Raw genomic sequence first — 26,227 nt, 5'->3', positions numbered from 1 at the left:
AAATTTATGGATAGTGCAGTGCTTTTCTTGCATGCGCGTGGACAGTCGGCCGATGAAATCCGGATGTTGGATTGGAACAGCAATCCAATCGGAAAGCCAGAAAACTGGCCCACCTCTCTGATAACCGCGGTTCAGATGATGCTGGCTTCGCATTTCCCAAAGGCCATTATCTGGGGACCGGAATTCACCACGATTTATAACGATGCCTTCCGACAGATTCTCGGTGAGAAAGAGAACTGCATGGGAGCTTCATTCCGCGATATTTGGGCCGAGGCTTGGGATGAAATTCAACCGATGGTCCAGAAGGCCTATGCGGGTGAAGCCATCTTCATTGAAGACTTTCCCTTGGTCATCGATCGGCACGGATACCCCGAGCAATGTTATTTTACCTTCTGCTATAGCCCGATTTATAATGAACGGGGACAAATAGCCGGCATGATGGATACTGTCATCGAGACCACGACAAAGGTTGAAGCGGAAAAACATGCTCGCATACTGAATGCCGAACTCGCTCATCGGATCAAAAATACCTTTAGCATAGTAGCGGCGATTGCTGGTCAGACTTTCAATAACAATGCTGATGAAGAGGTGATCAACACCTTTACCAGGCGCCTGTTTGCACTCGGAAATGCACACGATGTGCTGCGATTGGGCAAAAGTTCTGAAGGTTCCCTTCGTCAGATTGTGAGCGGAATAACAAACGCGCTGGCGGTGGCGGATCGCGTGCAGATAAGCGGACCGGACGTTCTGATCGGCCCTAAAGGAGCTTCAACGCTTTCGCTTCTAATCCACGAACTGACCACCAATGCGATCAAATATGGCGCTCTTTCAAACAATGAGGGTCATATGCTGTTGGAAGTAGCTGTGTCAAAAAAACAGGATGATGCAGTTTTCTCGTTGCGTTGGGCTGAATTTGGCGGGCCACCTGTTATCGCGCCAACTAAGACCGGGTTTGGTTCCAAGCTCATAAAAATGGGACTGTTAGGCGCCGGTGAGGTTGACGCTGACTATGGAACCGAAGGGTTTGTTGCGAAATTCTCTGCCCCTCTTCGCCAGTTGCAGGGTGAAGGTCGTCTTTTTGACTCTACTTAGTTGGCTCAGGAATGCTTAATTCTAGTCCCCCGCGTCATGAGCTTTATTAAACGGCTGACAGATGGATATCTGACGTGTTTAGGTCGCTTTGAGATGGATTCTGAAAGGTCATGCTCAGCCAAAGAGTTAAGCCAGAATTCTTGACATCGAAGCGGCATTTCGAAAGCAAGTCTTGCGTCTTCGGTACTCCCAATGTCGTGCGTGCATAAAAGGCAGACCGTGATAGCGACGCTGAGACTATCTAGTTTGAACCTATTCCATTGAGACAGCAATATATTCTCGGCATCTGCGACTGTTCTCACCGTCTGCGTGAAGCCGTCCGCAATTTTAATGACCAAAGCGTCATCCCGGTGTACCATTTTCCATGGCGAGCTTATAATCGCGGACAATAAGGGGTAAGGGGAGCAGGTCAAACCCTTCATCAATTTGAAAGTTCCGTGGTTTGTCAAGTCTTATCGCCAGGAGTCGATCAGCTCATCCGTGCAGACGAGTTCCAATTGCTCACTAAATCGTTGGTGACAAAGAGAGATAATTGCGTCGTGGGTTTGATCGAAAACGCTGCATACTGCATCGTGGACAATGATCACCCGATATCCGCGATCTACGGCGCCCAATAGTGTTGCGAGAACACAAAGATCGGTCTCCGCTCCGCTAACGATTAAAGTATGAACGCGCCTTTTGTGCAGATATCGCTGGAGGAAGCCTTCGGTCCAGGGGGAGTAAACAGTCTTATCGAGTACAACAGCAGGCGGCGAAAAATCTCCTAGCGGGTCCACGAGGTCGATGAATGACGGATCGATACGATTGAGAGTAAGGGTTTCCCACTTGCGGTAATAACCTCTCCATGCTCCCAGGGCAGCGTCGGGTGACCTTGGAGGTATAAAGCGGGTAAAGATCGTTTCTTCACTGCGCTGGGAGCAGATATCCACGATATTGGGCAAGATCGCTTCAATCCATGGCACGTGCCAAGGCGAAGCAGGTCCGAAAAGATTCTGCATGTCTATGCATAGATGCATGCAGCCGCCTCGCAAATCTCCGCGTAGAAGCCCGGTTTCCAGAGACATGTTATCCTTCAAGTCTTTCTACGACGATTTGCCCACAGGCTCCCTCAAGCAGACGCAACATCCGCGTCGTTGCTTCGTTCACCGCGTCGGCTGTTGACAAGTGAACATGCTGCGGGTTCTGGAAGTAGACAGAAACGGCAGTTCCTTCATCGTCAAAAAACTGAACCGAATAAGCTTCATCGTCTTCCATCGAAACGACTTGGGTTTCCATAGTCATTTGCCAAACTCCTGCCAAATATGCCGAACCCGCCAGAATTGCTTTCGTTCCAGATTGAAATACCCGAGGTTTCAGCGACGAGCGAAGCCGAATACGGCTGTGATTCCCACGCTCATCGCGCTCCGCTTCACAACCGTACGCTATCGTACAGACAGACCTTGCGGAGGAACTAACTGGCTGGCTGGGCCTTACCTTACCTGGGGAAGGAGGAGACACATGCCCTCGATATCCGAGTTCGAAGAAGAGTTGCTGGCACTTGGACCTGCGCTTCATCAGTTCGCCAGAACGATGTACCACCAGCGTTCCGACGTAGAGGATCTTGTTCAGGAAACGCTATTAAAAGCTCTGTGCAATCGCGATAAGTTCGTCCCCTATGGATCGCTCAAATCCTGGCTGTTCACGATCATGAAGAACACATTCTGCACCAGGATCAAGAGATCCCGCCGCGAAGATGCAATTGAGGATTGGGAGGGACCGACAATCAACCCATCACAGGATTGGGCCATGGAATTGCAGGATGTCGGGGAGGCTTTCTGTAAACTGTCGCCGGCATATAAGAGCGTTCTTGACCTAGTGATATTTCGCGGGCTGAGTTACGAAAAGGCTGCGATGGCGGCAGGCTGCACGGTCGGAACGATCAAGAGCAGGCTTAACAGAGCAAGAGCGCAACTCGAAAGCGACTTGTATCCGGCTGAAAAGAGTCTTCGGAAACGATAGCTTAAACGAATTTCTGCGAGTGATTGGTGTTGGCCGCGAAATCGTGATGCCGGATCTCAAATCGTGAGTGAGCGAGCCTTGCAGCTAGCTCTGAAATGTAATTAAGATCACGCAAGCCGCTTTCATATAGTCGTATTATGCACTCTGCGAGCTCAGTGGCCGAATAAGAACGGTCACTTTCTTCGAGAATTATTGCAGATTGAGCAAAACAACTACGCATGAAATTAACTTCAACTGATGAATAAATTCTGCTGGCTTCATTAAATAACGGCATGTCAGCCTCCATCAAGAAACGAAGCTTCAATGATACGCTGTTTACTGGACTTAGATAGTCTTAAAACCTGTTCTTTCGCATTGGTGCGGTAGCGTACCGAAAAAAGCGTTTACCGATTGCTTCTCGGAACCAACCATCCTTCCGCGGTGTTTCCACTTCATGATGATGGAATGAGGATCACGAAATGCCGTTTCCTCCACAGAATGCCATTGCTAACAAACTTTTGGCTTTGCTTCCGCCTTCCGATTATGAAGCCCTTATCCAGGAAACTACTTATGTGGAACTTCCGCGTGGGACGGTGCTTGCAGAAACGGGGAAACCGATCGCGAAAGTTTATTTTCTTACGACAGGTATCGGCTCGGTTATTGTGACGACCGCCGAAGGAAAACGTGCAGAAGCGGGAATTTTCGGCTTCGATGGGTATATTCCAACGTCTGCAATCGCTGGTGTCGAAAACAGTTCTTATGACGTCCTGGTTCAGGTTGCTGCGCAAGGTTATGAAATGCCTTATGAGAAGTTTCGGCGGTGGATGGACGAAAGCCGCAGTTTTTCCAGGATCATGATCCGCTCTATCGAGGCGTTTTCCGTTCAGCTTGCCTATACCGCCGTCTCGAATGCCATTCATGAAGTCACGCAACGATTGGCCCGATGGTTGCTGATGTGTGATGACCGAATATTAGGCAAAGAAATAGCAATCACTCACGAGTTCCTGTCGATAATGCTTGCAGTTCGTCGGCCAAGTGTCACGAATTCTCTTCATGTTCTTGAAGGATTGGGCTTGATCAAGTCTGAACGAGGAGTTGTCTTTATTCGTAATCGTCACGGGCTGGAACGCTATGCTCGAGATGCCTATGGCTGGCCGGAAAAGGAATACGTGCGGCTGATGCAGGGATTTGAACCTGTCGGTGACGTCTAGTTTTGAGCGCCGAAAAGCTGGCTATATTCTTCTTCGGGTTTTCCGTAGGCTTCGCCAGCAAATTCTTCGAGACCCCTACGGTCACGTATTGTGATGCGGCCTCGCTCTGATCGCACCAGTTTTTTGCCTTCCAGTAGGTGAAGTCCTGTCGTAATGCTGGGGCGTCTTACACCGAGCATGAGAGCGATGAAGTCGTGGGTCAGGATAATTTCATCCCCGTCAACTCGATCATGTGACATCAAGAGCCAGCGCGCCAGCCGCTCGTGAACATGCAAGTTTACGTTGGCCCAGACAGTATAAGAAACCTGAGAGGCAAAAGTCTGAATGTAACGGGCCAACAAACTGGCAAACACGCTGTTGCGATTGATTTCCTCTCGTGCAGCACTGACGGCAATCCGATGACCATAGCCGCTGACTTGCATGATAATTTCATGAATGCTGGTTGTAGCGCCAACCGCTCCTGACGTTGGTGAAAACCCTTCGCGTCCGACCATGCCAGCCTCTGCCAGCTGACCTCTGGTCGATACGGCGATGACCGAACTGATCCCGCCGCAAAGAAAGTATAGATAGTCGATCGATTGATTGGCCCTGACAATAACTTGACCACGCTCAAGCGTGACAGGTTCCAGGGACGAACAAATACTATTGAGAATATCTGGAGGCAGGCTCTTCAACAGGCGGTTGTGCAGTTTAGATTCGTCGTACATCTGTGCTACTTCGGGCAAAGTACCAGCTATTCGCCGTTGTGCCCCCCAACTCTCTTTGACGGTTGGGGTTCTATAACACTCTGATCCGGCAAATGATTTTTGGTACGGTAGCAGACAAATCTGGAAATGAGTTGCGACCGAATTTTCCTTTGACGGCAAGCTGAAACTTTTTGTCCCGCTATTGGTTGCATCTTCAAAACCCGAAAACAGGAGGCACAGATAATGCAATTCAAACTGTTGGGAGAAGGAGCGGGGCAGCGGATCTTCGTCGTCATTCTCGCTCCGGAAGAAGCGGTGGTCGCGACACTTACCCGGTTTGTCCAGAAAAGGGATTTAACGGCAGCCTCGGTGACCGCGATTGGAGCTTTCCGACGCGCTACGCTTGGATTTTTCGACCTTGAGCGACAAGACTATCACCGGATCGAACTTGACGAGCAGTGCGAGGTACTCAGCTTGCTGGGTGATTGCGCTCTGGGCGAAGAGGGCAGTCCGATTCTTCATTTGCATGTGGTTTTGGGAATGCGTAACGGTGAGGCGAAAGGCGGGCACCTGATTGAAGCCTTGGTGCGGCCGACGCTCGAAGTAATGATTAAGGAAAATACCAGCACTATGGTGCGGACCTATCGACCGGAATTCGGTATAGCGCTGATTGATCCACGAAAATAACAATGCAATGGAGCCATGGCCGCAAAGCGAACGAGTACGCATCACAAAATCGGCTTGCCGCCAGTGACTGCTATTGTAGCGCCGGACGTGAAACTCGATAGCGGGTCTGCCAGCATGACATATGCGGAAGCGAGTTCCGCTGGTTGGGCCGGTCTTTTCATTGGCGTCTGTCTGCCAAAATTACGTACTGCTTCATCAGGAAGGGTCGACGGTATGAGTGGGGTCCAAACCGGGCCGGGCGCGACCGCATTGGCACGGATCCCCTTTTCTGCAAGAAGCTGGGCCAACCCAGCGGTAAAATTCTGGATCGCACCCTTTGTCGTCGCATAGGCCAGAAGAGTTGGATTCGGCATATCTGAATTGATGGAAGCCGTATTGATGATCGTAGCGCCGGGTCTCATATGAGAAAGGGCGGCTTTCGTCAGATAAAACATCGCATGAATATTGACGCGAAATGTTAGCTCCCATTCTTCGTCGCTGATGTCACCGAGTTCGGAGAAACTTGCCTGATGAGCTGCGTTGTTCACTAGAATATCGATTCCGCCTAGTTCACCTACCGCACGATCAATCAGGTCACGACAGGTTTGGGCATGCTGGATATCGCATTTCATCAAGACGGCTTTTCGACCGTCTTTCTCGATAAGCGCTTTGGTTTCCAGTGCATCCTCATCCTCTTCCAGATAAGCAATCAGGATATCCGCGCCTTCCCGTGCAAATGCAATCGCAACCGCACGACCAATGCCGCTGTCTCCTCCAGTAATGATTGCCCTCAACCCCTTCAGTTTCCCCGAACCGCTATAGGTTGTTTCGCCGTGATCCGGTTTCGGATTCATCTTATTGGTTATGCCCGGCATCGGTTGCTGCTTTGTTTCGAATGGTGGCTTGGGATATTGGCTTTCCATATCGGCTTGTCCTTCCTTTTCACCCTGTCGCCCTAACAACGAAATACGCTGCGTGTTCCAGGCGTTCGGAAGCATTTGAAGGAGAAACAGTGATCAATCGATTTGGGAGGACTTTAATGTTCCACGTTACGATGAAGAAACAATGCTTCCGCTATTGTGGACAGATCTCTGTGGCGCGCGCTGAGTACAAATCCTGCGAAGCCCAGGCTGTCCAGGATGGGGTTGTCTGATAGGGCGAATATGAAGGGTATGGCGCTCTGTTCCAGTTCGGCGACAACCGGAAGCACCGCTTCCGGTTCCAGAGTGACATCCATAACAACAGCGTCTACCCTCTCACGTTCCAGATAATACAGTGCTTGATAAGCCGTGTTTACCGGACCGAGAACGACAGCGCCAGCCTTCGTCAGACAGGCTCCTGCTTCCTCTGAAAGCAGAAAACCATCTTCAAAAACCAAAATACGCTTTCCTGAGAATAAACGCATTGTATCATCGCTAGATCTAATCATTACAAACAGTTGGCCATGTCTGAAACCGAATGACAAGATGTCTCGTGCTGATTTCACATCACGAACCACAACGCGATTTTGCGAATGCAAATGCCTGGATAACATCATCTAGGCGCGTTCCACGATATCGTGGAGCTTATGACGAGCGCGATGCAGGCGGCTTTTCACCGTTCCGATCGAGCAATCGCAAAGCTGGGCCGTTCGTTCATAGCTTTTGCCCTCCAACACTACCAATGCCAGAACGCGGCGATATTTGTGAGGCAGGGTTTCCATTGCTGTTTGCACGTCGTGCGCCTCGAGCGTCAGCTCCTGCGAGGCTTTGACTGAAGCTATGGGTGAAACGCACTCGCTCACGCCCGGTGCTTCACGGTTCTGGATGCGAATACGCGTGCAGAACGTGTTGCGCATGATGGTGAAAAGCCAGGATTTCAGGGGCGAATAGGGAACGTATTTTTCTCGATTGGCCAGTGCTTTCAACAATGTTTCCTGAACAAGATCCTCAGCATCTTCTTTCTGACGGTAAAATGTGCGGGAAAACGCGCGCAAAGCCGGTATCATCTCAACGAGATGTTCCGGCTCCAGCATGTAGTCGGGATTTGGCTTGAAAGACATCGTCTTAGCCTTTCCGAACAAAAGTCCGGTTTGAGAATGGGGCGGCACGAGGCCGCCCCTTTGAATTACGAATTCTTATGGCTCTGTTGACCTGCCTTTACATGCTGCTCATGGGTTCCCCCACGGGAAGACGTCTGCTGCTGTTGCTTGTCGCCGCCTCCGCTGCTCGCATGCTTGCCATCGTTCTTGTGGCTTTGCTGGCCGGCTTTCACGTGTTGTTCGTGTGTGCCACCTTGCGTGTGGTTCTGTGCCATTCTCTTTCCTTTCAGTGGTTTTAGACCATTGATTGTTGGGAGTGGAATTTGTCGCGCGTGACATAAGCCTAACAAGACAGAGCAAATGATGTTCCGGGAAAACGACTGTAATAAACTTCACGTTTCGGCGGCGCGCTCGAACTCCGCGACTTTGGCCAGTTCTTTGAGAAACATCGCCCGTTCGCGATCAAAGCCGCTCTGGGCACGTAAGCGTAGCAGGTAGGATGGGTGGATCGTCACAAGGATAAGGTGGTTCTCGAACTCGAGAGGGATGCCGCGTATCGCTGCGATTTTCATCGGCTTTCCGAAAAGGGAACGGGCGGCAACTGCGCCCAGCGCAACGATGATGTGGGGTTCAACCAGTTCAATTTCCTGCTGGAGCCACCAGCGACAAGCTTCAATGTGGCTGGTTGACGGGCGCTGGTGAATGCGTCTTTTACCGCGCTGTGTATGTCGAAAGTGTTTTACCGCATTGGTAATATAGCATCGCTCGCGTTTGATACCGACTTCGTTTAGGCAGGCATCGAAGAGCCGACCTGCAGGGCCAATCAAGGGCCTTCCTCCAATATCCTCCTTGTCGCCAGGTTGTTCGGCAACAAAGAAAACTCGGGCGCCGGTGCGCCCTTCGCCAAAAACCGTCTGTGTTGCATTTTGATAGAGCTCACAACGCCGACAAGTCCGCGCTTCCGCGCAGACTTGTTCAAGATTCTGTTGGCGACGGGTGATTGCTGGTACTGTCATCGCCGACCTGTTGCCGAAGGCGGCGTCTGTGATTCCGTGGATGCAGGCGGCTTGCTATTGTCATCCATGAAACCGCGACCGGGGCGCATTTTCCCGTAAAATTCGACTGCGCCCCAGACAATCACGGCCAGTATCAGGCTGGAAATGAGTATCATTAGAATACGCCGTCCATTCAAACCTTGACGGGCCTTGCGCGGATCTACTTCTTTCATAGTCAATCCGCCTAGCCCCAGCGCTGACGTTCGCGTTCAATTTCGTCCGCAGTGTAGGGCGCGCCCGACGCATTGAAGCTCTCCCATCCTTCTTCGATATAAGCATCGCGTCTTTGGCCGATATTGACCCGCGCCCAATCATCAAGAATAGCTTCGACCTTCTCTCGCTCCGTCTCATCGCAACGAACGGCAACCAGAGTACTGCCACGGCGAATGGCTTCGCTATAGGCCTGCGCCTCTTCTTCGGGCACGCCGGTTTCCACGAGAGCGCCCACAATACCGCCTGCGACGCCGCCGGCAGTCGCTCCGCCGACCAGTCCGACCAGTGTGGCGGTGAGCCAACCGCCCGCCACGACCGGACCGACACCCGGTATGGATAGCAGGCCCAGCCCGGTCAACAGCCCGGCACCACCGCCTGCTACTGCACCAAGACCGGCGCCGGTTTCAGCACCTGTGACTGCGCTCTCTTCGTCCTTCAGGGCCTCGCCTGCATATCGACCATCTGTGTTATTCGAAATCAGGCTGATATTTTCAGCCGGAATCCCGGCTTCTTCGAGCGCTCTAACGGCATCGACGGCTTCGTCGTGATTGTCGAATAGACCCGTGATATAAGCCATTTTCATCTCCTTTATGGTGTTGCGACTACAACCGGTCACTGCGTGGTGATGTTTCCCTGAAAGTCGAGAAGAACTTTGACAGGCTGACCGTCACGCGCGGCTTCGGCGCGCCAGATGCCATCTTCGCCGAGTTGAAGATTCATAATGTTGCTGAACCCCTCTTCGGTCAGGCGTTCCTTTGCCTGATCCTCGGTAAAACTGTTCTGCCCAGGCACCGGTGCCTTCGGATTTTTCTCTCCGGGCGTGGTAACTGCGGGAGTCTGAGGTTCTTCAGTAGGTGTAGTTTGGGCAAACGCCGCTGGTGCGAGCAGCAAGAAGGCTGCGCCTGCGAGATTTCGAATAGACCGTTTCATCGTTGGCTCCCTTGTTTCTGAGGGACTGTCCCAACCAATGAACCCTTACATTGTTCCGTTAGCGTGCTCCGAGAACCATTTCTCTGATCCAACGGGTCAAAAGCTGATTGTAGACCTTTTGATGATGGTCTCCGGTAAGTGCGTGATCCGCGCCACCTATCATCCGAACGGTCAACGATTGAGAATTGATGAAGGCAGTTTGATAACTTGCGACCGTGGGATGTGGGACGATGATGTCGTGTTCGGACTCGACCAGCAGTACATCGCCAAGAAATTCTCGGGCCTGTCGAAGTGCGCGGTTATCATCAAACTTTACGAGTGTCGAACGATAGGATTGCAGGTCACTGCGGTCGAGCCGTGCTTTAGGGACTTGCCAAAGCTGGTCACGATAAAGTGCCGGGGCTCTTAATGCCAGCCAACGGACGGGCCGAAATTCGGTCAGCAATGTCGCGAGATACCCTCCATAGCTGCTTCCTATGACCACAATCGAACCGTCTTCGACCATTTTGAGGCTGGCCAGCCGGTCATATGCAGCAATAGCATCGTCAAGATTTTCACCGCGCGTTACGGTTTTGTTGCTGGACAGCAATTCCCCATGGCCGCGCATGTCGAAGGTAAGACAAACACAACCGAGCGAGGATATCGCATTTGCTCTTTCGATATCGCGTTCTTGGCTACCGGCCCAACCGTGCAGAAATAGAACGCCCGGAATGGTGGTATCCGGAGAGATGACAGTCGCGGCCAGCTCGTGCTGGTCGACGCTGACGGCGGTGGCGTTACGGATCATGATAGATTTTCTCTATTCGCGCATATTTGTGGAGAGGTCGTCCGAAATCGTCGTCGCCGACGTAAACGACGAAATCGTCCTCGTTGAATGTAGATGGCTGACCATAGCTCTCGCGCAATACTGCCTGTACGGCGGTAACAGTTTCGTCCTGCGCCAGTTTTTCCAATGCCAGAACTTCGGCAGGGGAGGCACCTCCCACACGCCATGATTGTTCCAATACGCCGCAGCGGACGCCATTTTCCGTTATCGGCCCGACAAGAACGTCGTAGTTTCTGCGCGACGCAACGAGACCGAGATGTTGAAGAGCTGCTTCATCGTAACGTCTGGCATTCTCTACGATCCTGCGTGCAACGGGCGATTGGACTTGGTGAAGCAGAGCGTCCCAGCCGCCGCGCACCACACGCAAACGGCTACCCGCATAAACTTTACTCCCGTCCTCGTCGTGCGAAGTATATTGACGGCCTAGATAGCTTCCGATGTGATCTTCGATCTGGACCTGTCCTACGGAATAGGTGGTAGAGTTTTCAACGTCCTCTTCGACGACGAGCCCGTTCGCAATTTCGCGATCAGATACGGTTTCCAGAAATCCGTCGAGGGCGCGAACGGTTTCGATGACGGTCTGGTCTTTGCCGCCGGACGCATAGGGATTTTTGAATCGAACCTTGTGCTTTTTTAGCAGGGCACCAGCGGCATCCAGTGCATGGCCATGTGAAAAGACCGAAAAGCCGGGTAGAACACAATCCTGTAAACAAGCTGCAAAGTTTCCTGCCCAACCTTCCGGCAAATTGTCATCGTCGTGCCAGTGTGGATGGGTAACGAGTTTCGTTGCCATAAAACCGTGGTGAACGATGCCGCCGTAGAAGTTCTCAATGCTCATTTCGGGGTGCCCGTCCTGGCGGACCAGAGCAAAAGTCGGTACGAAAAACGTTTCGTTGTTCTCGTCAAAGCTTTGCAGGGTGGGCCGCAATTGCCTGCCGGTCAGCGAACATAGGCGGGCAGCCAACGCTTCCACGCTGGCTACATTGTGAGGACTGTCAGAAGACTGGCAAACGACACGAATTTTTCCCGTAGGATCACCCCGGAATAGGGCACTTTCCATGTCATCACCTCGCTAGCGGTCTTGAAAAGTCTGCGCTCAGGCGGCTTCCGCACGGGGATTGGCAGAGGACTCCGCGAGTTTCGTCAGGTCCTTATCGGTCTGACCTTCTTCCTGCAGGGTCTGGTCGAGGAGTTTCGCCACATCCTTGTGGCCCAGGGTTTCGGCCCAACGCTTCAATGTGCCGTAACGCGTGATTTCGTAATGTTCGACCGCCTGGGCCGCAGATATCAAACCGGCATCAAGGGCGGGACTATTCGAAAACTCTTCGATGATCTCTTCCCCTTCAGCGATAATACCTTCAATGGCATCACAGGTCTTGCCTTGCGCACGCTTACCGAGAATCTCGAAGCATTGCTGCAAACGTTCGACATGTCCTTCGGTTTGTTCCCGGTGCTTTTCGAACGCGTTCTTGAGCTTTTCATCAGTGGCCGCTCGGGACATTTTGGGAAGCGTTTTCAATATCTTACGCTCCGCATAATAAATGTCCTTGAGCGTGTCGTAGAATAGGTCATCGAGATTGCGTTGCTTGGTGCTGGCCATTTCCGGCTCCTCCTTGTGGTTATGAACTGTTCTTGTCGTGCGGTTGAAAATTGCGACGACGGCGCACCTAACCCGCTAGGAATAATTTTGTTTCGCGCGATCGAAAAAAACAGGCGAGCAGTCGCGATCAGGGTTGCGTCGGGGAGCTGGACGGTTGGGTGGGACTTTCTGGAGAGACGTCCCCCTTGTCCGACGTGATGAACAGGGTTCCCAGCCCGAACAATGCGGCGGCGAACATGATGACGGCAAGCCACTTCAGGATAATCATCGTTATTTCCTGTCCGTTTTGTCAGGACTTCGACTTATGCTCCGGCTTGTCCTTCTGTCTGGTGGAGGCCAATTTTTCGAGCTCTTTCTCACTCATGGACTTGGCCATTTCCCTGGATGCTCCACGTAGTTGACTTTTTGATTTGTCTCCACGTTTTGCAGCCAAGGCCGCGCCGGCAGCCTGTTGTTGTGCTTTGGATTTCGCAGGCATCTTACATCTCCTGTAAGGGGTCGGTCAGTCTCGATCGCTGCGTTCGCGTCTCATTACACGCGGACCGGGATTGGCAAGGTCATTCGGACGCGCGCCATTGGGGTCGTCAAAATCGAAGTTCTTTTGCGGATCGTTCGGTTGGGGCTGGTGTGGATTGCCGGGTGCGTTGGACTGCTCATGCGTCGGGCGTGCTTGATGGTCCCGTGTTTCGCGCTGGGACGGTTCGCCCGCGCCGACTCGATCTTTGTTGAAAAAGAGCAACCCGCAGTTTGAAGGGTCAGTATTGAACATTGTACTTTCTCCATTGCGAAGACCCGGGTGGTTAATAATGGTCCGGAACAAGCTGGCAGATACTTTGTTCCATAAGAGCAGGAAGCTTTGCGAAGCTGCGCGTAATCCTGGGTCACGGCTGCAGAGCAGTGAAAGGGGAACATGAACTGCCCTCGACGGTTATCGAAACTTGCAACAGAGGAGTTTTGATATGGTCCAGGCAAAGAAATGGTCAGCCGACGTGACCGAACACAGCGACGCGTTAGATATCGAACCGCATGTGTTCGAGCAGGATGATCCGAAGGAAATCGCAGCTTCCCTGAAACGCTCGGCTGACAAGAGCCACAAACGCAAGGCGGAACCGTTTCGCTCGGCCATGTCCATGCTGACCTTCTACATCAACCGCGCTGGCAAGAACTTGCCGGAAACGCGCAAACAAGTGCTGGAAACCGCCAAGGAAGAATTGCGCAAGGCTTACGGCAAACCAGATCGGACTTAACCTGCTTTGGACAAGGGAGGGACCAGTGAAAATCTATATCGCTGAATGGTGGACGATCGCTTTATCTGCGGGTTCCGGGGCAGCGTCCGACCCGCCGGAAATTCCTGAAAATGAACCTGAAGGCATTCCGGTTGAGCCGCCGGAGACCATTCCGCAACCAGATAAGGGGCCGTTCAGTCCCGACGAACCTGAACAGATACCGCCCCTTCCTATACCTGAACATCCATCACCCGGGCCGGTCAATCCGGGCCAGCCGACAATGCTTTGCGCGCCACCCTCCTGTTATTCTGAACCGGGATAAGGAGCGGCCTTCAACAATCGTGCCAGATGTACGCAATTGGCAGCCAGTATTTTGGTAGCGGAAACGACTGTTTCGGGTACCTCTCCCAGATCGACGAAATTGGTTGATTGCATCGCCTCGCCCACCCAGTAGGTTACGCCGTTGGCAGGCAGGGTGAAGCCCACATCGTTCAACGCCTGATAGAGCTGGGATGACACGAAATGTGCCCCGTCCTCGTTCCCAACCACTGCCGCGACGGCGACATGCCCGTAAGACGGCATTCGGTTGGCATCATCGGTCTCTGAAAGAAATGCATCCATACGTTCCAGCACGCGCTTGCAGATGCTTGATGGTTGACCGAGCCAGATCGGCGTGCCGAAAATAAGAATATCCGCATCGAGGATTTTGGTTCTGAGTGCCGGCCACTCGTCGTCTTCGCTTTCGCGCGATGTAACGCCGGGTTCGATGTTGAATTCACTCAGCCGCACATGCTCCGTTTGCACGCCATAAGGAACAAGATGTGTATCGAGATAATGTAGCATCCTGTCGGTCGAAGATGGATTCTGGTCTGCACTTCGCTTCAAGGTGGCATTGAGCGCGATAGCTTTGAGGGGAGGAAGGGAAGACACTGTCATTTTCCACCTCCCTTTCTCCTGGTGTGCTTGGGTTCACTCAACGCATCAGCAAGGTTTTTGCGGTCAGGATCGGCAAGATTGTGCCCCGCGGCATCGCGTTTCTTTGCGGGATCGTCGTCAGCGGGTTCGTAACCACGAGGCCGGTTTTCCGGCGGGCCTTCCCATTTCGGCTTCTGATCGGTGGTGCCGGTTTTCGGATCGTGTTTCATGGAAACCTCCGTTTATTGAGACGGCGGCCCAACCTTTCAAACCTCGGATTGTTTCATTGAGTGAAGGAGCCCCGAATGATGGAGCGGGAAATGGCAAGGTTGAAGCAATGAAATTCTGCGGAACAATTGGTTTTCCTCATGGTTGGAGCTTAGAGGCCCATAATGATGAAAACAGTTCCACCGGATAAAAGCTCTGGCGCTCGCGCAAGAGGCGCGATCCAACGGGGTGAAGCCGGCGACAAGGTTCCCGGCTTTGATCCTGCGGTAGCGCCAATGGAAACAGATGCAGAGGCTGGCGGCAGCGCTCAACCGGCTGAAGATCACGGGACACGGCCGTTAGCGGCTCCGGTAAAACCCGATGACAGCAATGCTTCCAGTCATGCGTCCGGCCTGCGCGCATGGCCACCGAAAGAGAATGCGCGATCCGCAAGAAAAACTACGCAGATGCGTGAAGGTCCAGCCTACATGGTCTGGTGGTTCATCATTGCCGTGGTTGTCATCGGATATTTTATAGTCTCATGGATGTGGTCATGAACAAGCGATCAGAACGTGAACGAGGGGAGAGACAGGCTTCGCCGCGAGCGCTCCGATACTTTCCGCGCTTCGTATTAGTCATAGTGGCAGTTCTGCTCCTTCTCCTTCTCGGGTGGAGCCTGACCGGTGGTGGATCGGTAACGCAAAAGCAAGGCATCCAGACACCTCCCGCCATAGGTTCCGCCGACCAGAAGACCAAGCCGCCGGTAGAAAATGACCGACCAGAGACCGGCACGGGCGGCGACCAGCCGGTGCAGGCGCCCGCTCACCAGAAATGAGGATCAATCATGAACGAGAAATCAACTACCCCACTGACGGATGATGAAGACATCAAGTTCCTGGCCGAGAACTCGGATATTTCTCCGCTGCAGGCTCGGCAGTTGATCGAGCGTTTTGGAAGAGATCGACAAAAATTGCTTGAAGAAGCAAAGAAATTTAAAGCGGAAGGGTAGAACCATGGCTCAGATCACACGTGACCACGATGAGATCCGCCAGTGGGTTGAAGACCGAAATGGGCGGCCCGCAATGGTGGAAACCGGTAGTGAAGGCGGTCTATTGCGTATCGATTTCGCAGAAAAAGACCAGAATCTGGAGGAAATCAATTGGGATGATTTCTTCGCCATCTTTGACGATAGAAAGCTGGCTTTTCTCTACGAAGAAACGGAGGATAGCCGCTTTAACAAGTTTATAGGTGCTGAGCAGAATTCCTGATTGCAACTAACCCGCAAACCCTAGTTCGGTTCGGAATTCAGGAAGGAGCCTTCGAACCGGGCAGAACGTTCACAGTCGCTGCGACGGGCGTATCAGGCTGACGCTCCATATATTTCTTGTGAGCAAGTCGCGACGCCAGTTCCGCGATGTAGTTCAAATCCCTCAGCCCGTTCTGGTAAAGCATAACGATTGCAGACGAAAGGTCAGTCGCAGCATATTCCCTGTCGCTTTCTTCAAGAATGATCGCGGCGTTGGAAAAGCAGCTGCGCATGAAGTTCACTTCTTCTGGCTTATAAATGCGGCTCGCTTCGTTGAAGAGCGGCATCTCCTTCTCCTTTCCGAAGCATCGACGATACGCTTCCAGACTATTTAAGATAGCCCCATTTGATCACTTCGTGTTTCAAGCGCGCTGAGGGATCAAGGTAATCGTCCGCTGCCGTCTTCGGGGTGGCGTTCGAGATTCTGTCTGTTGAGACAGTCGAGAACCCGCTTTGCCTCTTCTTCGTTCAATGCGATCTGCAGCTTGCCTTCGAACGTGATCGGATTACCCTTGAAAGCGTCAATCACCGACCACGTACCATCGCCATTTTTGTGAAGTTTGTATCCGTTTTCTATCATGGTCTTCTCCCGTTCTTCGCGGCCAAAATCATATCAGTTCATGTCGGGCCAGGCCTTATTTCCCACAAGCGGTACGAACATCACACCGCCGAGATCTTCCTCGTCGAATTCCTCCGTAGATTTACGGGTGATGCACAAAAGGCGCTGGGTACCCGCCATACTGCCGACCGGTATGATGAGCCGCCCGCCTGGTTTGAGCTGCTCTTTGAGCGGGGAGGGGATTTCCGGAGCACCCGCTGCAACAATTATCGCGTCGAAAGGAGCTTCTTCTGGCCAACCATTGCTGCCGTCGCCCGTGCGCACATGGATATTATCGCAGCCGAGGTCTTCGAAGCGTTGTTGCGCGGCTTCGGCAAGGGTGGAATACCGTTCGACAGTAAATATCTGACCGGCAATCTGTGCTATGATCGCCGCAGCGTAGCCGGAGCCTGTTCCAATTTCGAGAACGTGTTCACCCCCACCCAGATGCGCCGATGCAATCATAAAGGCAGTCATATATGGTTGTGAGATCGTTTGGCCATTTTTGATTGGTAGAGGTGTGTCGTCATAGGCAAACTCGATAAAGCCTTCATCGATGAATTTCTCACGAGCCAACGTGCCCATCGCTTCCAGCACGCGCGTGTCATGGATACCGCGATGGACAAGCTGCTCCACCATTTGGACACGAGCTTTCTCAAAATTTCTCATTGTCGCTCTCTCGGGTCGAAATGGACCCAATCCATTCTCTGTAGACCTCAGCACCAAGGCCAGAGAAACAGGAAAAACGAAAGGCCCGTCCAAATGGTTCCAATGAACGGCCCATAGGCGAGCGTGGCATCAGTACTACGCTAATCAAATGTGATGCAGCATTTCATGAGAAAGGCCGTGTGCTGATTGCGAGCTTTGCTCCCGGATCATCATATCGGTATCAACTGCTGGATTTCACGATAGACGGGTAGTATCCCGCCTGGCAATGAGATGTGACGATTGAATACCGATCGTCAGAAGGAACGTCAGGGAAAATCAGCCGCGCTAAGGAGTCGGCGTTTGTCTGCGTTAGTACCAAAAAGCTATCATAATTTTCAAGTTGCTAGCGTGTTGCTAAGCTAAACTCATTCTGGGCGCAAACGTTCAGTTTGCAAAAATTATCTTAACAATTTCAAGGAGATCGAATGGTGGGCGTGACAGGGATTGAACCTGTGACCCCTACGATGTCAAGGAAGTCGTCAAGCTGAAAGCGGGAACGAAACTCAACATCATCACCACCGCGCTTGAGCCCGGCCAACCGGTCGCCTTCAAAGTTTCACTTAAAGGCTTCGGCAGCGCACTCAGCCGTATCGCGGAGCTGAAAAATAGGTGTTGATCGAAAACACTCAATCAGAAGTCCAAACCGCCAGATAACTGTAAACGGAAAAGATGAAGCCCTCCGTTCATCCGGAACGCGGGATTCAATAAGAACATTGCTGGTCTGGAGACGTCCAATTTGATTTCGGCAATGCTGTCTGTTTGTGTGCAGCAAGAGCAGGTCGCCGATTCAATATGGCAAGATGACTTTTTCCTAAGCGATCACAACTGCCCGCGGCGTGCGTCTTTCAGGGTCGTACCTCAATAATATCAAGTCCCCAGACGAAATGTTTAGTTCAACGCCTAGCGTCTTTATCGCAGGGCGCCAAAGCGCGTGCGCCGATATTCTCTCACCCAAAAACCTGCATATGAAACGTTGCTGTTGCGCTTTGCATTTTTGTATGCAAGTATCCTCGCACACATTGGTGGTGGAGGGCGGATCATTGTCTTTTTCCGTGAAATCGAATGCAAAGTCACAGGCGCAGCCCGGCGTTGTGCGCGTGGATTTCACTGAATTGATTGGCACTGCAATCCTGTCCTATAGCGAACAGGGGCGCATTACCTGCGCGATCACAGGCCATAGGGCTTGATGAGTTCAAGCATCCTAGTCTCTCTGAAGAGCAATCATTGCACGATCGGCGGGCCTGCGAGCATCTGACGAAGTCGCTGGCCGATCAGTCCGCTTCATCTCCACGGGTAACGTTTGTGCGGGGGGCACACGTCTACCCAGAAGATAATCTTTCCAAAAAACTCAGGAGGAGTAACCGTGAACATTAAGTCTTTGCTTCTATCGTGCGGAGTGCTCGTTGCAGCCAATTCTGCATTTGCGCAATCGAACGAGATTACCATTCAGGTATGGGGCTCGACGTGGGAAAATGGTTTGAAAGCCATTTCGCAGCAGTTCGAGGCTAAAACGGGTATCAAGGTCAATGCTGTAACGCAGTCTTCGTCAGGCGAGGGCCTCGTCAAGCTGCAGGTCGATCGTGACAACCCCGTCGTGGATGTCTGGTTCGCAACCAATACTATTGCGAGTGAGGCGGCGCAGGATCAGAAGCTCTTCGTCAAGATTCCGCGTGACAAGCTGAGTAACCGCGACCAGTTGATCAAGGGGGCGATTGCTGACGATTGGGTCGGTATCTATTACTATCCGATGGGTATCGTTTACAACGTAGACGCCGTACCTGTGCCTCCGACTTCGTGGGAAGATCTCTGGAAGCCGGAGTACGAGGGTCAGATCATCGCCCCTGCTATGTCAATCTATTCCGGCTCACTTCTCACGGTTGCGAACACTATCAACGGTGGCACTTCGGAGAACTACGATCCGGGGTTCAAGGCGCTTGAGCAGCTTAACAAGAATGTTTCGCTCTACTACACCTCGGACTCTCAGGCCCGACAGTCGATCGTGCAAGGTGAGGGGACCATTCTTATCGGTCAAAGTTCACACATGAATGCGGTCGCAGGCGAAGGCATCAAAATGAAGATGATTTCTCCTCGCCCGGCACCGATGTATTTCGACGTCATGATGATGACCAACGGATCGCATCAGGAAGAGGCAGCCAAGTTTATCAACTACATCATCTCGGAGGGGGCCCAGAAAGAGATGCTGGCTCGGGTGAATATGGCTCCGGTTAACCGCAATGTGGAATTGCCGAAGGAACTTGCAGAATCTCTGCCTGCTGACGGCGAAGGTATCGTGATGGATGGCAGTGTAGTCCTGAAGAACATCAGCGACTGGTCTGTCCGGTTTGACCAGATCACGACCCACTGATTCCTTCAGGTGGAGGTTACGCGATAGATCAGGTGGCAAAAGTCACCTGATCCTCTTTGCAAATCAATTTCATCATAGACAGTTGATGGCAGTTCGTTTTGGCTCGCAAGGCTGGCACCAGAGCAGGCTGCGATCTGATTGCATCAGAACGACGCTCTAACTGTTTGTCTTAACGCGCATCTTGTCCGAGAACCGTTTCACACTTTTCGGGATGCGCTCTAATATCCTTCGAGCCCCCATGATCCCCACCGCCCCGATTGTCTCCAGCAGTCTTCCCGAACTCATCACAAAGCCGTTGCCAGATATCGCAAAAGCGATTGCGGCCGGCAACGTAAGCTCGGTTGCGCTTACGCAATATTATCTTGAGCGGATCGCGCGATTGAACCCGTCGCTGCAGGCATATATCACGGTCACAGCCGAGACTGCCCTTGCGCAAGCAAGTGCAGCCGACCAGGCCCTCGCCGATGGCCGATCACTCGGGCCGTTGCATGGCGTACCTGTTGCGCTCAAGGACTTATGTGAAACGGATTGTGCGCCGACGTCCAACGGCATGGCTATCTTCCGTGATCGGCAGACTGGCCGCAATGCAAAGGTCGTCACCAATCTTCAGGCTGCAGGTGCAGTCATTCTTGGCAAACTGGCCATGGCAGAGGGAGCTTGTTCCACCCATCATCCGGAAATGCCGGTTCCGGTAAACCCATGGGGAACATCGTTCCGTGTCGGCTCGTCTTCGTCGGGATCGGGTGTTGCCGTCGCGGCAGGTCTGGCAGCCGCAGCCATTGGCAGCGACACAGGCGGCTCAATCCGGTTTCCCGCGGCTTATTGTGGGGTGACCGGGCTCAAGCCCAGCCGCGGTTTTGTCAGCACCGAGGGCATCTGCGCCATGGCGCCCAGCCTTGATCATGTCGGTCCGATGGCATCCAACGCGGATGGGTGTGCTCTGTTGCTGGAAGCGATGAGCGGGCTCGGCAATACGCTTCCATCCGGCCAAACACCGGCCCGCCGCTTTGGCTATCTTCCCTACTTACTCAGTGCGCGGCTCGATCCGGAGGTTCGGACAGCCTATTGCCGTCTGCTTGATACAGCCGAACGGGTAGGGCTCGACCTCGTCGCTTGCGCTGTTCCTGACGTCCCTGATCTGCAGGAGACATGGGACTTCATCTGCGCCAAAGAGACCGCGCGCAGCCATGCCGCCAGCTATCCAGTACAACGTAATGCCTATGGTCAGGCACTCGCTACGTTGATCGAAAAGGGATTGAGTCTGTCCGATGAGGATTATGCGGAGGCTCTCAAGCGGTATGCCGAGATTACCGTTCTCTGGAACAAGCTGTTCGATGGTATTGATTGGCTGGCCATGCCTGTACATGCAGTCATTCCGCCCCTGCTTGATAACGCGCTCGGCGCGCCCAACAAGGGCCTCGGCAATCCATTGGAATTCACAGCACCGGCCAACCTTACTGGTCTGCCCGCCCTTGCTTTTTCTGTAGGTCGCGATCCTCGTGGATGCCCGATTGGCATGCAGATCATGGCTCCCATGCAAGCTGACTTTGCATTACTGGCGCTGGGTAGCCGCCTTCAGGAAAGCGGCCTTTACCCGCTCTCGCTATTCAGCCCAAAGGCGAGCGAGTTCGAGCCGCTGAAATAGAGACCGTTTCGCGTTGGTAACTTTCTCCAGTCTGCGGGACAGTTTTCTGTTGCAAAATGAATACACGTATGCTTGTATACAAAAATACAAAATAGGAGGCTCTCTTGAATCTGGCTAGTAGATTTCGCGACGGTTTTGCGGACCGGCTTGATGCAATGCTTGCAGATATCGCCGAACTCGTCGGCATTGAAGCAGGATCCTATGACGTGGAAGGCGTAACGCGAACATCACATTGGATCGGCGAGCGGTTGCATGCTCAGGGGTTTGAACTTCATTACGAAGAGGTTCCCGAGCGCGGCAATCGCCTGTTGGCGGTTCGAAAAGGGCAGGGCAAGGGCCGATTGATGATCCTCGGCCACGCCGATACCGTTTGGCCGCGGGGCACGCTGGAGAACTGGCCCTTTGAAATCAGGGGTGAGCTTGCTACGGGTCCCGGTGTTGGTGACATGCGTGGCGGACTTGTGCTGGCTATCAATGCCATCGATGTTGCTTCAAAGGCCGGACTGGCCGAATTTGAAGAGATCAAGTTTCTTGTCGTCAGCGATGAAGAGCTGGGAAGCCCGCTCTCGCGCGGCTGGATCGAAGAGCATGCGAAGACTTCGGATTGGGTCCTGACCCTCGAACCCGGTCGCCCAGGAGGTGGCTATTTTACCTCCCGCGGTGCCGTGGGTGCCTTCTTCATTGAAGCGGTCGGGCAGACCGCGCACGCGGCGGCCAACTATCTCAAGGGTGCTTCTGCGGTTCGTCCGCTCGCAATCCTTGTGCCACAGATCGAGGCTCTGACGGATCTCGAAAATGGTGCCATCGTGAATGTTGGTGTGTTCCAAGGTGGTGATGCGAGGCAGGTCATTCCTGGTCATGCAAAACTCCATGTCGACATGCGTGCCCGCACGCCTGAAGCGGCTGCAAAGCTGCAAAGGGAAGTTGAGCGACTGATTTCCGAGGTCGCGACGGATCGCGTTTCGGTGGTTCTAAAAGGTGGTTGGACGCGGCCTGCATGGGCCAGAACGGCTGAAACGCAAGCGCTTTACGCGATCGTTGCCAAGGCTTCCGAGGAAATCGGCGCGCCCTGCTTTGAATTAACCAATATTTCGGGTGGGTCCGACGCCAGCTTCTGCGGCGCGCTCGGAGTGCCGACGATCGACGGATTGGGTCCTATCTGCAATGACATCTGCTCGCGCGACGAAACCATTGTCGTTGATAGTCTCGTGGATCGAGGCGCGGTGTTTTCGACGCTGATTGCCACACTCTCCGGGAACGGGAACAACGGGATCAAGGGATAAGACGCAAACAAGCCCTCAGGGGGCTGGCAGCCAGTGGGTGATCGCGGCATAACTAGAGCAAGTCAATGAGTATATGGAGACGAGAAATCATGGATGCCAATGGAATTGACGATCTGGGAGGTCGTCGACTGGCTGCAGTGAGCTCGGCAGATGCCGTCTATGAACTGTTGCGGTCGCTTATTCTTGACGGACGGATCGAGGCGGGCCAGCGCCTGCGGGAAGTGGAGCTGGCTCAGAAGCTGGGCGTAAGCCGCACGCCGCTGCGCGAAGCCTTCACGCGTCTCGTCTCCAACCGGCTTCTTGAACGCACATCTTCCGGCGTGGTTGTTGCGGACGTGCTGTCGGCCCTCAAAGGCATCCGTGCAATCCGGATCGCGCTTGAAGGCTACGCAACGAAGCTCGCGGTACCCCATCTGAATGAGGACGACTTCAAGGTTCTTGAGGCTTCAATCGAATTGGCGCTGACCCTCCCAGAAGAGGCCCGTACCGAGCGCGTGCGCAACAACAACGTATTCCATTGGAGGATCTATAACGCTTGCGGCGTGCCGGAACTCCAGAATGCGATCGAAAACTATGCCGGCTTTTTCATGAGCGAAGCCAGTCTCGCGGCTCTCAGTCAAGCCCAGTCGCAGGAAGTGATCCAGGATCACGTCAAGCTTCTTGAGGCGATCAAAGCGCGGGAAGCAGACAAGGCTGAGCAATTGATGAGAACTCACCTGATCCGCGGTTTCAATCAGACAGCGGAATAACAGTGAAGGACGGTGCTCATTCCCGGATCGCATATGCCGTACCCGGTGGAATGAGCCCGGACGAAGGCTAGCACGCCTCCTATCTGCAAATACAAACCAGAACGACCATTCAAGCGTTCGGCCCAGGTCGAACGCGCCTTCCCCCATTATTCTTTGACGGAACCGCAACCATGGAACATCTGCAGAGCAGCACGTTGCAACTCAGGAATCTGACCAAGCGGTACAGCTCCTTCGAGGCAGTGAGCAACCTTGACCTGGAGGTGCCACGTGGATCGCTCTTGACGCTTCTGGGGCCATCCGGTTGCGGCAAAAGTACTGTTCTGCGAATGATTGCCGGTTTTCTCAACGTGACATCCGGTGAGATTGTCGTTGATGGCAAGGACATCAGCGGAGTTGAGCCGAACTTTCGCGATATCGGCATGGTTTTCCAGAATTATGCCCTCTTCCCCCACATGACCGTCGAATCCAACATTGCGTTCGGTCTTAAGATGCGTGGTGTTTCAAAGGAAGAGCAGGCCACGCGTGTGCGTGACGCACTCGAGATGGTCCGGCTGTCCCATCTCGCGGATCGTTATCCGAGCCAATTGTCAGGCGACCAGCAGCAGCGCGTCGCTCTTGCCCGTGCCGTCGTCATCCGTCCCAAGCTCCTGCTTCTCGATGAGCCGCTTGGCGCGCTCGACCGGCATCTTCGCGAAGGGCTGCAGTCCGAGCTGCGCGAGCTTCAGCAGAAGCTGGGCATCACATCGATCCTGGTGACGCACGACCAGGATGAAGCTCTCTATCTTTCCGACTATATCGCCGTCATGAACCAGGGCCGCATCGAGCAGCTTGATACCCCGATAGCACTCTATGATAGGCCCAAGAGCGAATTCGTTGCCCGTTTTCTCGGCGTGGCCAATATCTTTGATGCGAAGGTCGCCGTGGTCAACGGCGGTGGGGCAACTTTGTCGCTCGCTGGACAGCATGTCGTTGTCAATGACGCTGGTGGGCAATTCGCAGGCGCTGATTGCAAGATTTCGATCCGTTCTTCCCATATTGAGGTTGTTGGCGCTGAAGATCCGCGAGAAGGACTCGCTGGAATCGTCAAGACCACACACGAGCTTGGCGAGCGAGTAGTCTATCGCGTTGAGGTCAACGGCCTTGATATCGATGCGAACGCTCCGCGAAACAACAATCGCGCCCGATATACTGCTGGCCAGTCCGTTAAAATGGTGCTCGATCCGGCTCATACAATTGTGTTGGGGGCATGATGGAGGCGAATAACAACCGCGCCAAATATCTGATTACGCCAGCGCTGATTATCGGCCTGCTTATTGTTGCGGCGTATAGCTATTTTGGTCTATCGAGCTTCTTCCTCAAAGGTCCGCCCGGAACGCAGTTTGCCGGGGAGGTTACACTCAACAATTACTGGCGTGTATTGTTCACGGGGGCCAATCAGTCAATCCTGTTCAGCACGCTCTGGGCGTCTCTTGTGATGTCGGTAATTACCGTCGCAATAGCCGTGCCGATGGCCATGGTAATCGTGCGTTCCAAGCGGGAATGGGTCGGGACACTGATTATGCTCGCTATCGCAGTTACCTTCCTGTCCGGTGGTGTAACGCGCGCATATTCCTGGCTTGTACTTCTTGGAAACCGGGGACTGATAAACCTGAGCCTGATCGAACTCGGTATCGTCTCCAAGCCGATCCAGTTTCTTTACAACTGGTCAGGTGTTGGCATTGCCATTACCCACTACCTGCTACCGTTCGCGGTCTTTACGCTCATTGGTGTCGTCCAGAACCTGAACGTTTCGGTCGAGGAAGCGGCGCGTAGCCTTGGTGCCAGTCGCACGACCACATTCTGGCGCATTACCATGCCGATCCTCTTGCCGGGCCTCATGGTTACGCTGGTTCTCGTCTATTCAATTGCGCTTGCCTCATTCCTTTTCCCAATGGTTTTGGGCGGCGGGAAGGTCAGGATGGTCGCAAATCAGATCTATGATCGCATGTTTACCGAATATGACGTTCCCTATGCTGCTGCAACGGCTGTCGTGTTCCTTATCAGCGCGTTCGCTTCGATCTGGCTGATCAACCTCGTTGCCAAGAAAATTAAGAAGGCCGTTTCGTGATGTTTAGGCGTGATCTTGAAGCGAAGTTTGGCGTCGTCGTAATTGCTCTGGCGTCAATCGCGGTCGTTTTCCTGCTGCTGCCGGTGGTGTTTGTCGTGCTTCATTCGTTCAGTCCGACACGCTACTTCCAGTGGCCACCTTCCGGGTTCACACTCGAATGGCACAAGAATTTTTATAATTCATCCACGTTCATGGATGCTGCGAAGAACTCCTTCACGATGGCCCTAATCGTCATGCCCTTGAGCCTGTTGATCGGGATTCCCGCGAGCTACGCGCTGGTCCGCGCTGAGTTCAGAGGCAAAGAACTGATCCAGCAAATCATCCTGTCGCCGCTGATTATTCCGGGCGTTGTAACGGGTGTCTCGCTCCTCTCGCTGCTGTCGGCAGGTGGTGTTCGTATTGGTCTTTTTGGTCTTTGCCTGGGCATATTGGTCTTCGCGCTACCCTTTGCCATTCGCGCACTTTCAGCCAATCTCCTTGGCCTTGATCCGCGGATCGAAGAGGCGGCGCGCAATCTTGGTGCTGGCCCTTTCCGCACCTTCTTTGTCATTGTCCTTCCTCAATTGAAGTCGGGCATTCTGGCGGCGTCGGTATTCATCTTCGTTGAGGCACTCGACAATTTTTCGATCGCCGTGTTCCTCACCAATGATCGGACCAAGGTACTGCCCGTGGCGGCTTATCAATACATCAAGGATTTTGACGATCCGACCGTGGCCGCCATGGCAACGGCACTGATCGTTCTCTCGGTGATCGCGGTCGCGATGCTCGAAAAGCTCATGGGCTTCCAAAAGAGCCTGAGATTGTAGCGAGGGGCCTTTTGGCGCGTTCTTGAAAATCAATGG

40 protein-coding genes and 1 pseudogene are annotated in these 26,227 nt (G+C 53.2%); 18 read left to right on the top strand and 23 right to left on the bottom strand.

The genetic code is table 11. The annotated features are described in order from the left end of the window. Nucleotides 1-6 precede the first annotated feature (6 nt). On the top strand, nucleotides 7-1,092 hold the full coding sequence (locus F9K91_RS02015; protein ID WP_235912723.1) for a PAS domain-containing sensor histidine kinase: 1,086 nt from the start codon (nucleotides 7-9) through the stop codon (nucleotides 1,090-1,092). Between the two features lie 452 nt (nucleotides 1,093-1,544). On the opposite strand, the gene F9K91_RS02005 is transcribed toward F9K91_RS02015, so the two are convergent. Together F9K91_RS02005 and F9K91_RS02000 are read right to left on the bottom strand one after the other, a co-directional pair. Further along, a complete protein-coding gene (locus tag F9K91_RS02005; RefSeq protein ID WP_012093597.1) occupies nucleotides 1,545-2,156 on the bottom strand; it encodes a cysteine hydrolase family protein in 612 nt (203 codons plus the stop codon). 1 nt (nucleotide 2,157) lies between these two features. After that, nucleotides 2,158-2,373 (bottom strand): hypothetical protein, encoded by a 216-nt coding sequence (locus tag F9K91_RS02000; RefSeq protein WP_125301828.1) that lies wholly within the window; start codon nucleotides 2,371-2,373, stop codon nucleotides 2,158-2,160. A gap of 216 nt (nucleotides 2,374-2,589) precedes the next feature. Between F9K91_RS02000 and F9K91_RS01995 the strand changes: the two genes are divergently transcribed. Together F9K91_RS01995 and F9K91_RS01985 are read left to right on the top strand one after the other, a co-directional pair. Further along, a complete protein-coding gene (locus tag F9K91_RS01995) occupies nucleotides 2,590-3,090 on the top strand; it encodes a sigma-70 family RNA polymerase sigma factor (protein ID WP_012093596.1) in 501 nt (166 codons plus the stop codon). Between the two features lie 458 nt (nucleotides 3,091-3,548). Next, a complete protein-coding gene (locus F9K91_RS01985; RefSeq protein WP_036588053.1) occupies nucleotides 3,549-4,280 on the top strand; it encodes a Crp/Fnr family transcriptional regulator in 732 nt (243 codons plus the stop codon). Here F9K91_RS01985 and F9K91_RS01980 read toward each other — a convergent pair. Further along, nucleotides 4,277-4,987 (bottom strand): Crp/Fnr family transcriptional regulator, encoded by a 711-nt coding sequence (locus tag F9K91_RS01980; RefSeq protein WP_012093593.1) that lies wholly within the window; start codon nucleotides 4,985-4,987, stop codon nucleotides 4,277-4,279. The genes F9K91_RS01985 and F9K91_RS01980 overlap by 4 nt on opposite strands. 222 nt (nucleotides 4,988-5,209) lie before the next feature. On the opposite strand from F9K91_RS01980, the gene F9K91_RS01975 reads away from it, so the two are divergent. Then, nucleotides 5,210-5,653, top strand: coding sequence for a PPC domain-containing DNA-binding protein (locus tag F9K91_RS01975; protein WP_012093592.1), 444 nt, complete (start codon nucleotides 5,210-5,212; stop codon nucleotides 5,651-5,653). Between the two features lie 41 nt (nucleotides 5,654-5,694). Here F9K91_RS01975 and F9K91_RS01970 read toward each other — a convergent pair whose 3' ends face one another. The 14 genes from F9K91_RS01970 to F9K91_RS01910 form a co-directional block, all read right to left on the bottom strand. Continuing rightward, nucleotides 5,695-6,555, bottom strand: a complete 861-nt coding sequence (locus tag F9K91_RS01970) for an SDR family oxidoreductase (RefSeq protein ID WP_036588051.1) — start codon at nucleotides 6,553-6,555, stop codon at nucleotides 5,695-5,697. 113 nt (nucleotides 6,556-6,668) lie between these two features. Beyond that, nucleotides 6,669-7,169 (bottom strand): response regulator, encoded by a 501-nt coding sequence (locus F9K91_RS01965; RefSeq protein WP_235823034.1) that lies wholly within the window; start codon nucleotides 7,167-7,169, stop codon nucleotides 6,669-6,671. Continuing rightward, nucleotides 7,170-7,673 (bottom strand): RNA polymerase sigma factor, encoded by a 504-nt coding sequence (locus tag F9K91_RS01960; protein ID WP_043061987.1) that lies wholly within the window; start codon nucleotides 7,671-7,673, stop codon nucleotides 7,170-7,172. Between the two features lie 65 nt (nucleotides 7,674-7,738). Then, nucleotides 7,739-7,927 carry a hypothetical protein gene (locus tag F9K91_RS01955; RefSeq protein WP_080514361.1) on the bottom strand — a complete coding sequence of 63 codons (189 nt, stop codon included), beginning with the start codon at nucleotides 7,925-7,927 and terminating at the stop codon, nucleotides 7,739-7,741. A 117-nt stretch (nucleotides 7,928-8,044) separates the two neighbouring features. Next, nucleotides 8,045-8,668, bottom strand: coding sequence for a UdgX family uracil-DNA binding protein (locus tag F9K91_RS01950; RefSeq protein WP_012093587.1), 624 nt, complete (start codon nucleotides 8,666-8,668; stop codon nucleotides 8,045-8,047). Next, a complete protein-coding gene (locus F9K91_RS01945) occupies nucleotides 8,665-8,880 on the bottom strand; it encodes a hypothetical protein (RefSeq protein ID WP_036588045.1) in 216 nt (71 codons plus the stop codon). The genes F9K91_RS01950 and F9K91_RS01945 overlap by 4 nt, the downstream gene beginning before the upstream one ends. 11 nt (nucleotides 8,881-8,891) lie before the next feature. After that, on the bottom strand, nucleotides 8,892-9,497 hold the full coding sequence (locus tag F9K91_RS01940) for a hypothetical protein (protein ID WP_012093586.1): 606 nt from the start codon (nucleotides 9,495-9,497) through the stop codon (nucleotides 8,892-8,894). A 35-nt stretch (nucleotides 9,498-9,532) separates the two neighbouring features. After that, the gene (locus F9K91_RS01935) at nucleotides 9,533-9,850 is read right to left on the bottom strand and encodes a PepSY domain-containing protein (RefSeq protein ID WP_012093585.1); all 318 of its coding nucleotides are present in this window, start codon (nucleotides 9,848-9,850) and stop codon (nucleotides 9,533-9,535) included. Nucleotides 9,851-9,908: 58 nt separating this feature from the next. Next, nucleotides 9,909-10,637 (bottom strand): alpha/beta hydrolase family protein, encoded by a 729-nt coding sequence (locus tag F9K91_RS01930; protein ID WP_036588041.1) that lies wholly within the window; start codon nucleotides 10,635-10,637, stop codon nucleotides 9,909-9,911. Beyond that, nucleotides 10,627-11,736 carry a DUF3182 family protein gene (locus tag F9K91_RS01925; RefSeq protein ID WP_080692087.1) on the bottom strand — a complete coding sequence of 370 codons (1,110 nt, stop codon included), beginning with the start codon at nucleotides 11,734-11,736 and terminating at the stop codon, nucleotides 10,627-10,629. The genes F9K91_RS01930 and F9K91_RS01925 overlap by 11 nt, the downstream gene beginning before the upstream one ends. Before the next feature lie 36 nt (nucleotides 11,737-11,772). Beyond that, the gene (locus F9K91_RS01920) at nucleotides 11,773-12,276 is read right to left on the bottom strand and encodes a YciE/YciF ferroxidase family protein (RefSeq protein ID WP_012093582.1); all 504 of its coding nucleotides are present in this window, start codon (nucleotides 12,274-12,276) and stop codon (nucleotides 11,773-11,775) included. Nucleotides 12,277-12,403: 127 nt separating this feature from the next. Beyond that, the gene (locus F9K91_RS25870) at nucleotides 12,404-12,544 is read right to left on the bottom strand and encodes a hypothetical protein (RefSeq protein WP_155269255.1); all 141 of its coding nucleotides are present in this window, start codon (nucleotides 12,542-12,544) and stop codon (nucleotides 12,404-12,406) included. A 21-nt stretch (nucleotides 12,545-12,565) separates the two neighbouring features. Beyond that, the gene (locus F9K91_RS01915; protein WP_012093581.1) at nucleotides 12,566-12,754 is read right to left on the bottom strand and encodes a DUF3008 family protein; all 189 of its coding nucleotides are present in this window, start codon (nucleotides 12,752-12,754) and stop codon (nucleotides 12,566-12,568) included. A gap of 24 nt (nucleotides 12,755-12,778) precedes the next feature. Continuing rightward, nucleotides 12,779-13,045, bottom strand: coding sequence for a hypothetical protein (locus F9K91_RS01910; protein ID WP_036588037.1), 267 nt, complete (start codon nucleotides 13,043-13,045; stop codon nucleotides 12,779-12,781). 190 nt (nucleotides 13,046-13,235) lie between these two features. Between F9K91_RS01910 and F9K91_RS01905 the strand changes: the two genes are divergently transcribed. Both F9K91_RS01905 and F9K91_RS01900 read left to right on the top strand, forming a co-directional pair. Continuing rightward, nucleotides 13,236-13,523, top strand: a complete 288-nt coding sequence (locus F9K91_RS01905; protein ID WP_012093580.1) for a DUF3175 domain-containing protein — start codon at nucleotides 13,236-13,238, stop codon at nucleotides 13,521-13,523. Between the two features lie 25 nt (nucleotides 13,524-13,548). Next, on the top strand, nucleotides 13,549-13,824 hold the full coding sequence (locus F9K91_RS01900; RefSeq protein ID WP_012093579.1) for a hypothetical protein: 276 nt from the start codon (nucleotides 13,549-13,551) through the stop codon (nucleotides 13,822-13,824). On the opposite strand, the gene F9K91_RS01895 is transcribed toward F9K91_RS01900, so the two are convergent. Then, nucleotides 13,806-14,438 (bottom strand): flavodoxin family protein, encoded by a 633-nt coding sequence (locus tag F9K91_RS01895; protein ID WP_012093578.1) that lies wholly within the window; start codon nucleotides 14,436-14,438, stop codon nucleotides 13,806-13,808. The genes F9K91_RS01900 and F9K91_RS01895 overlap by 19 nt on opposite strands. Further along, nucleotides 14,435-14,647 (bottom strand): hypothetical protein, encoded by a 213-nt coding sequence (locus F9K91_RS01890; protein ID WP_012093577.1) that lies wholly within the window; start codon nucleotides 14,645-14,647, stop codon nucleotides 14,435-14,437. Before F9K91_RS01890 ends, F9K91_RS01895 begins: the two co-directional genes overlap by 4 nt. 162 nt (nucleotides 14,648-14,809) lie before the next feature. On the opposite strand from F9K91_RS01890, the gene F9K91_RS01885 reads away from it, so the two are divergent. Beyond that, nucleotides 14,810-15,181 carry a hypothetical protein gene (locus F9K91_RS01885; protein WP_012093576.1) on the top strand — a complete coding sequence of 124 codons (372 nt, stop codon included), beginning with the start codon at nucleotides 14,810-14,812 and terminating at the stop codon, nucleotides 15,179-15,181. Between the two features lie 74 nt (nucleotides 15,182-15,255). Here the strand turns inward: F9K91_RS01885 and F9K91_RS25865 are convergent, their stop codons facing one another. After that, a complete protein-coding gene (locus F9K91_RS25865; protein ID WP_155269254.1) occupies nucleotides 15,256-15,450 on the bottom strand; it encodes a hypothetical protein in 195 nt (64 codons plus the stop codon). Nucleotides 15,451-15,468: 18 nt separating this feature from the next. Between F9K91_RS25865 and F9K91_RS25860 the strand changes: the two genes are divergently transcribed. Both F9K91_RS25860 and F9K91_RS01875 read left to right on the top strand, forming a co-directional pair. Next, nucleotides 15,469-15,633, top strand: a complete 165-nt coding sequence (locus F9K91_RS25860) for a hypothetical protein (RefSeq protein WP_086000501.1) — start codon at nucleotides 15,469-15,471, stop codon at nucleotides 15,631-15,633. A gap of 4 nt (nucleotides 15,634-15,637) precedes the next feature. Next, nucleotides 15,638-15,892 (top strand): hypothetical protein, encoded by a 255-nt coding sequence (locus F9K91_RS01875; protein WP_012093574.1) that lies wholly within the window; start codon nucleotides 15,638-15,640, stop codon nucleotides 15,890-15,892. 37 nt (nucleotides 15,893-15,929) lie between these two features. Here F9K91_RS01875 and F9K91_RS01870 read toward each other — a convergent pair whose 3' ends face one another. The 3 genes from F9K91_RS01870 to F9K91_RS01860 form a co-directional block, all read right to left on the bottom strand. Continuing rightward, nucleotides 15,930-16,217, bottom strand: a complete 288-nt coding sequence (locus tag F9K91_RS01870; protein WP_151677047.1) for a hypothetical protein — start codon at nucleotides 16,215-16,217, stop codon at nucleotides 15,930-15,932. A 92-nt stretch (nucleotides 16,218-16,309) separates the two neighbouring features. After that, on the bottom strand, nucleotides 16,310-16,510 hold the full coding sequence (locus F9K91_RS01865) for a hypothetical protein (protein WP_036588034.1): 201 nt from the start codon (nucleotides 16,508-16,510) through the stop codon (nucleotides 16,310-16,312). Nucleotides 16,511-16,543: 33 nt separating this feature from the next. Next, complete coding sequence (locus F9K91_RS01860; protein ID WP_012093572.1) at nucleotides 16,544-17,197, bottom strand: protein-L-isoaspartate(D-aspartate) O-methyltransferase; 654 nt, start codon at nucleotides 17,195-17,197, stop codon at nucleotides 16,544-16,546. Nucleotides 17,198-17,696: 499 nt separating this feature from the next. On the opposite strand from F9K91_RS01860, the pseudogene F9K91_RS01855 reads away from it, so the two are divergent. The 9 genes and pseudogenes from F9K91_RS01855 to F9K91_RS01820 form a co-directional block, all read left to right on the top strand. Further along, nucleotides 17,697-17,852: pseudogene (locus F9K91_RS01855) on the top strand (invasion associated locus B family protein); the annotation flags it as partial. A 424-nt stretch (nucleotides 17,853-18,276) separates the two neighbouring features. Beyond that, entirely contained in the window at nucleotides 18,277-18,423 is a 147-nt protein-coding gene (locus tag F9K91_RS25855) for a hypothetical protein (protein ID WP_167522153.1), read from the top strand. A 176-nt stretch (nucleotides 18,424-18,599) separates the two neighbouring features. After that, the gene (locus F9K91_RS01850) at nucleotides 18,600-19,601 is read left to right on the top strand and encodes an ABC transporter substrate-binding protein (protein ID WP_167522152.1); all 1,002 of its coding nucleotides are present in this window, start codon (nucleotides 18,600-18,602) and stop codon (nucleotides 19,599-19,601) included. Between the two features lie 238 nt (nucleotides 19,602-19,839). Further along, nucleotides 19,840-21,246: an amidase gene (locus F9K91_RS01845; RefSeq protein ID WP_167522151.1), complete on the top strand. Its 1,407-nt coding sequence runs from the start codon at nucleotides 19,840-19,842 to the stop codon at nucleotides 21,244-21,246. Between the two features lie 104 nt (nucleotides 21,247-21,350). Beyond that, complete coding sequence (locus tag F9K91_RS01840) at nucleotides 21,351-22,529, top strand: M20/M25/M40 family metallo-hydrolase (RefSeq protein ID WP_151677044.1); 1,179 nt, start codon at nucleotides 21,351-21,353, stop codon at nucleotides 22,527-22,529. 89 nt (nucleotides 22,530-22,618) lie between these two features. Continuing rightward, nucleotides 22,619-23,278 (top strand): GntR family transcriptional regulator, encoded by a 660-nt coding sequence (locus F9K91_RS01835; protein ID WP_061346837.1) that lies wholly within the window; start codon nucleotides 22,619-22,621, stop codon nucleotides 23,276-23,278. Nucleotides 23,279-23,448: 170 nt separating this feature from the next. Continuing rightward, complete coding sequence (locus F9K91_RS01830; RefSeq protein WP_151677043.1) at nucleotides 23,449-24,528, top strand: ABC transporter ATP-binding protein; 1,080 nt, start codon at nucleotides 23,449-23,451, stop codon at nucleotides 24,526-24,528. Further along, the gene (locus F9K91_RS01825) at nucleotides 24,525-25,385 is read left to right on the top strand and encodes an ABC transporter permease (protein ID WP_151651325.1); all 861 of its coding nucleotides are present in this window, start codon (nucleotides 24,525-24,527) and stop codon (nucleotides 25,383-25,385) included. Before F9K91_RS01830 ends, F9K91_RS01825 begins: the two co-directional genes overlap by 4 nt. Further along, a complete protein-coding gene (locus F9K91_RS01820; RefSeq protein ID WP_151556287.1) occupies nucleotides 25,385-26,191 on the top strand; it encodes an ABC transporter permease in 807 nt (268 codons plus the stop codon). Before F9K91_RS01825 ends, F9K91_RS01820 begins: the two co-directional genes overlap by 1 nt. Nucleotides 26,192-26,227 lie beyond the last annotated feature (36 nt).

Origin of the sequence: Brucella tritici (assembly GCF_008932295.1) — a bacterium.
Lineage (GTDB): Bacteria > Pseudomonadota > Alphaproteobacteria > Rhizobiales > Rhizobiaceae > Brucella > Brucella tritici.
This window is presented reverse-complemented; position numbering and strand designations above follow the sequence as displayed.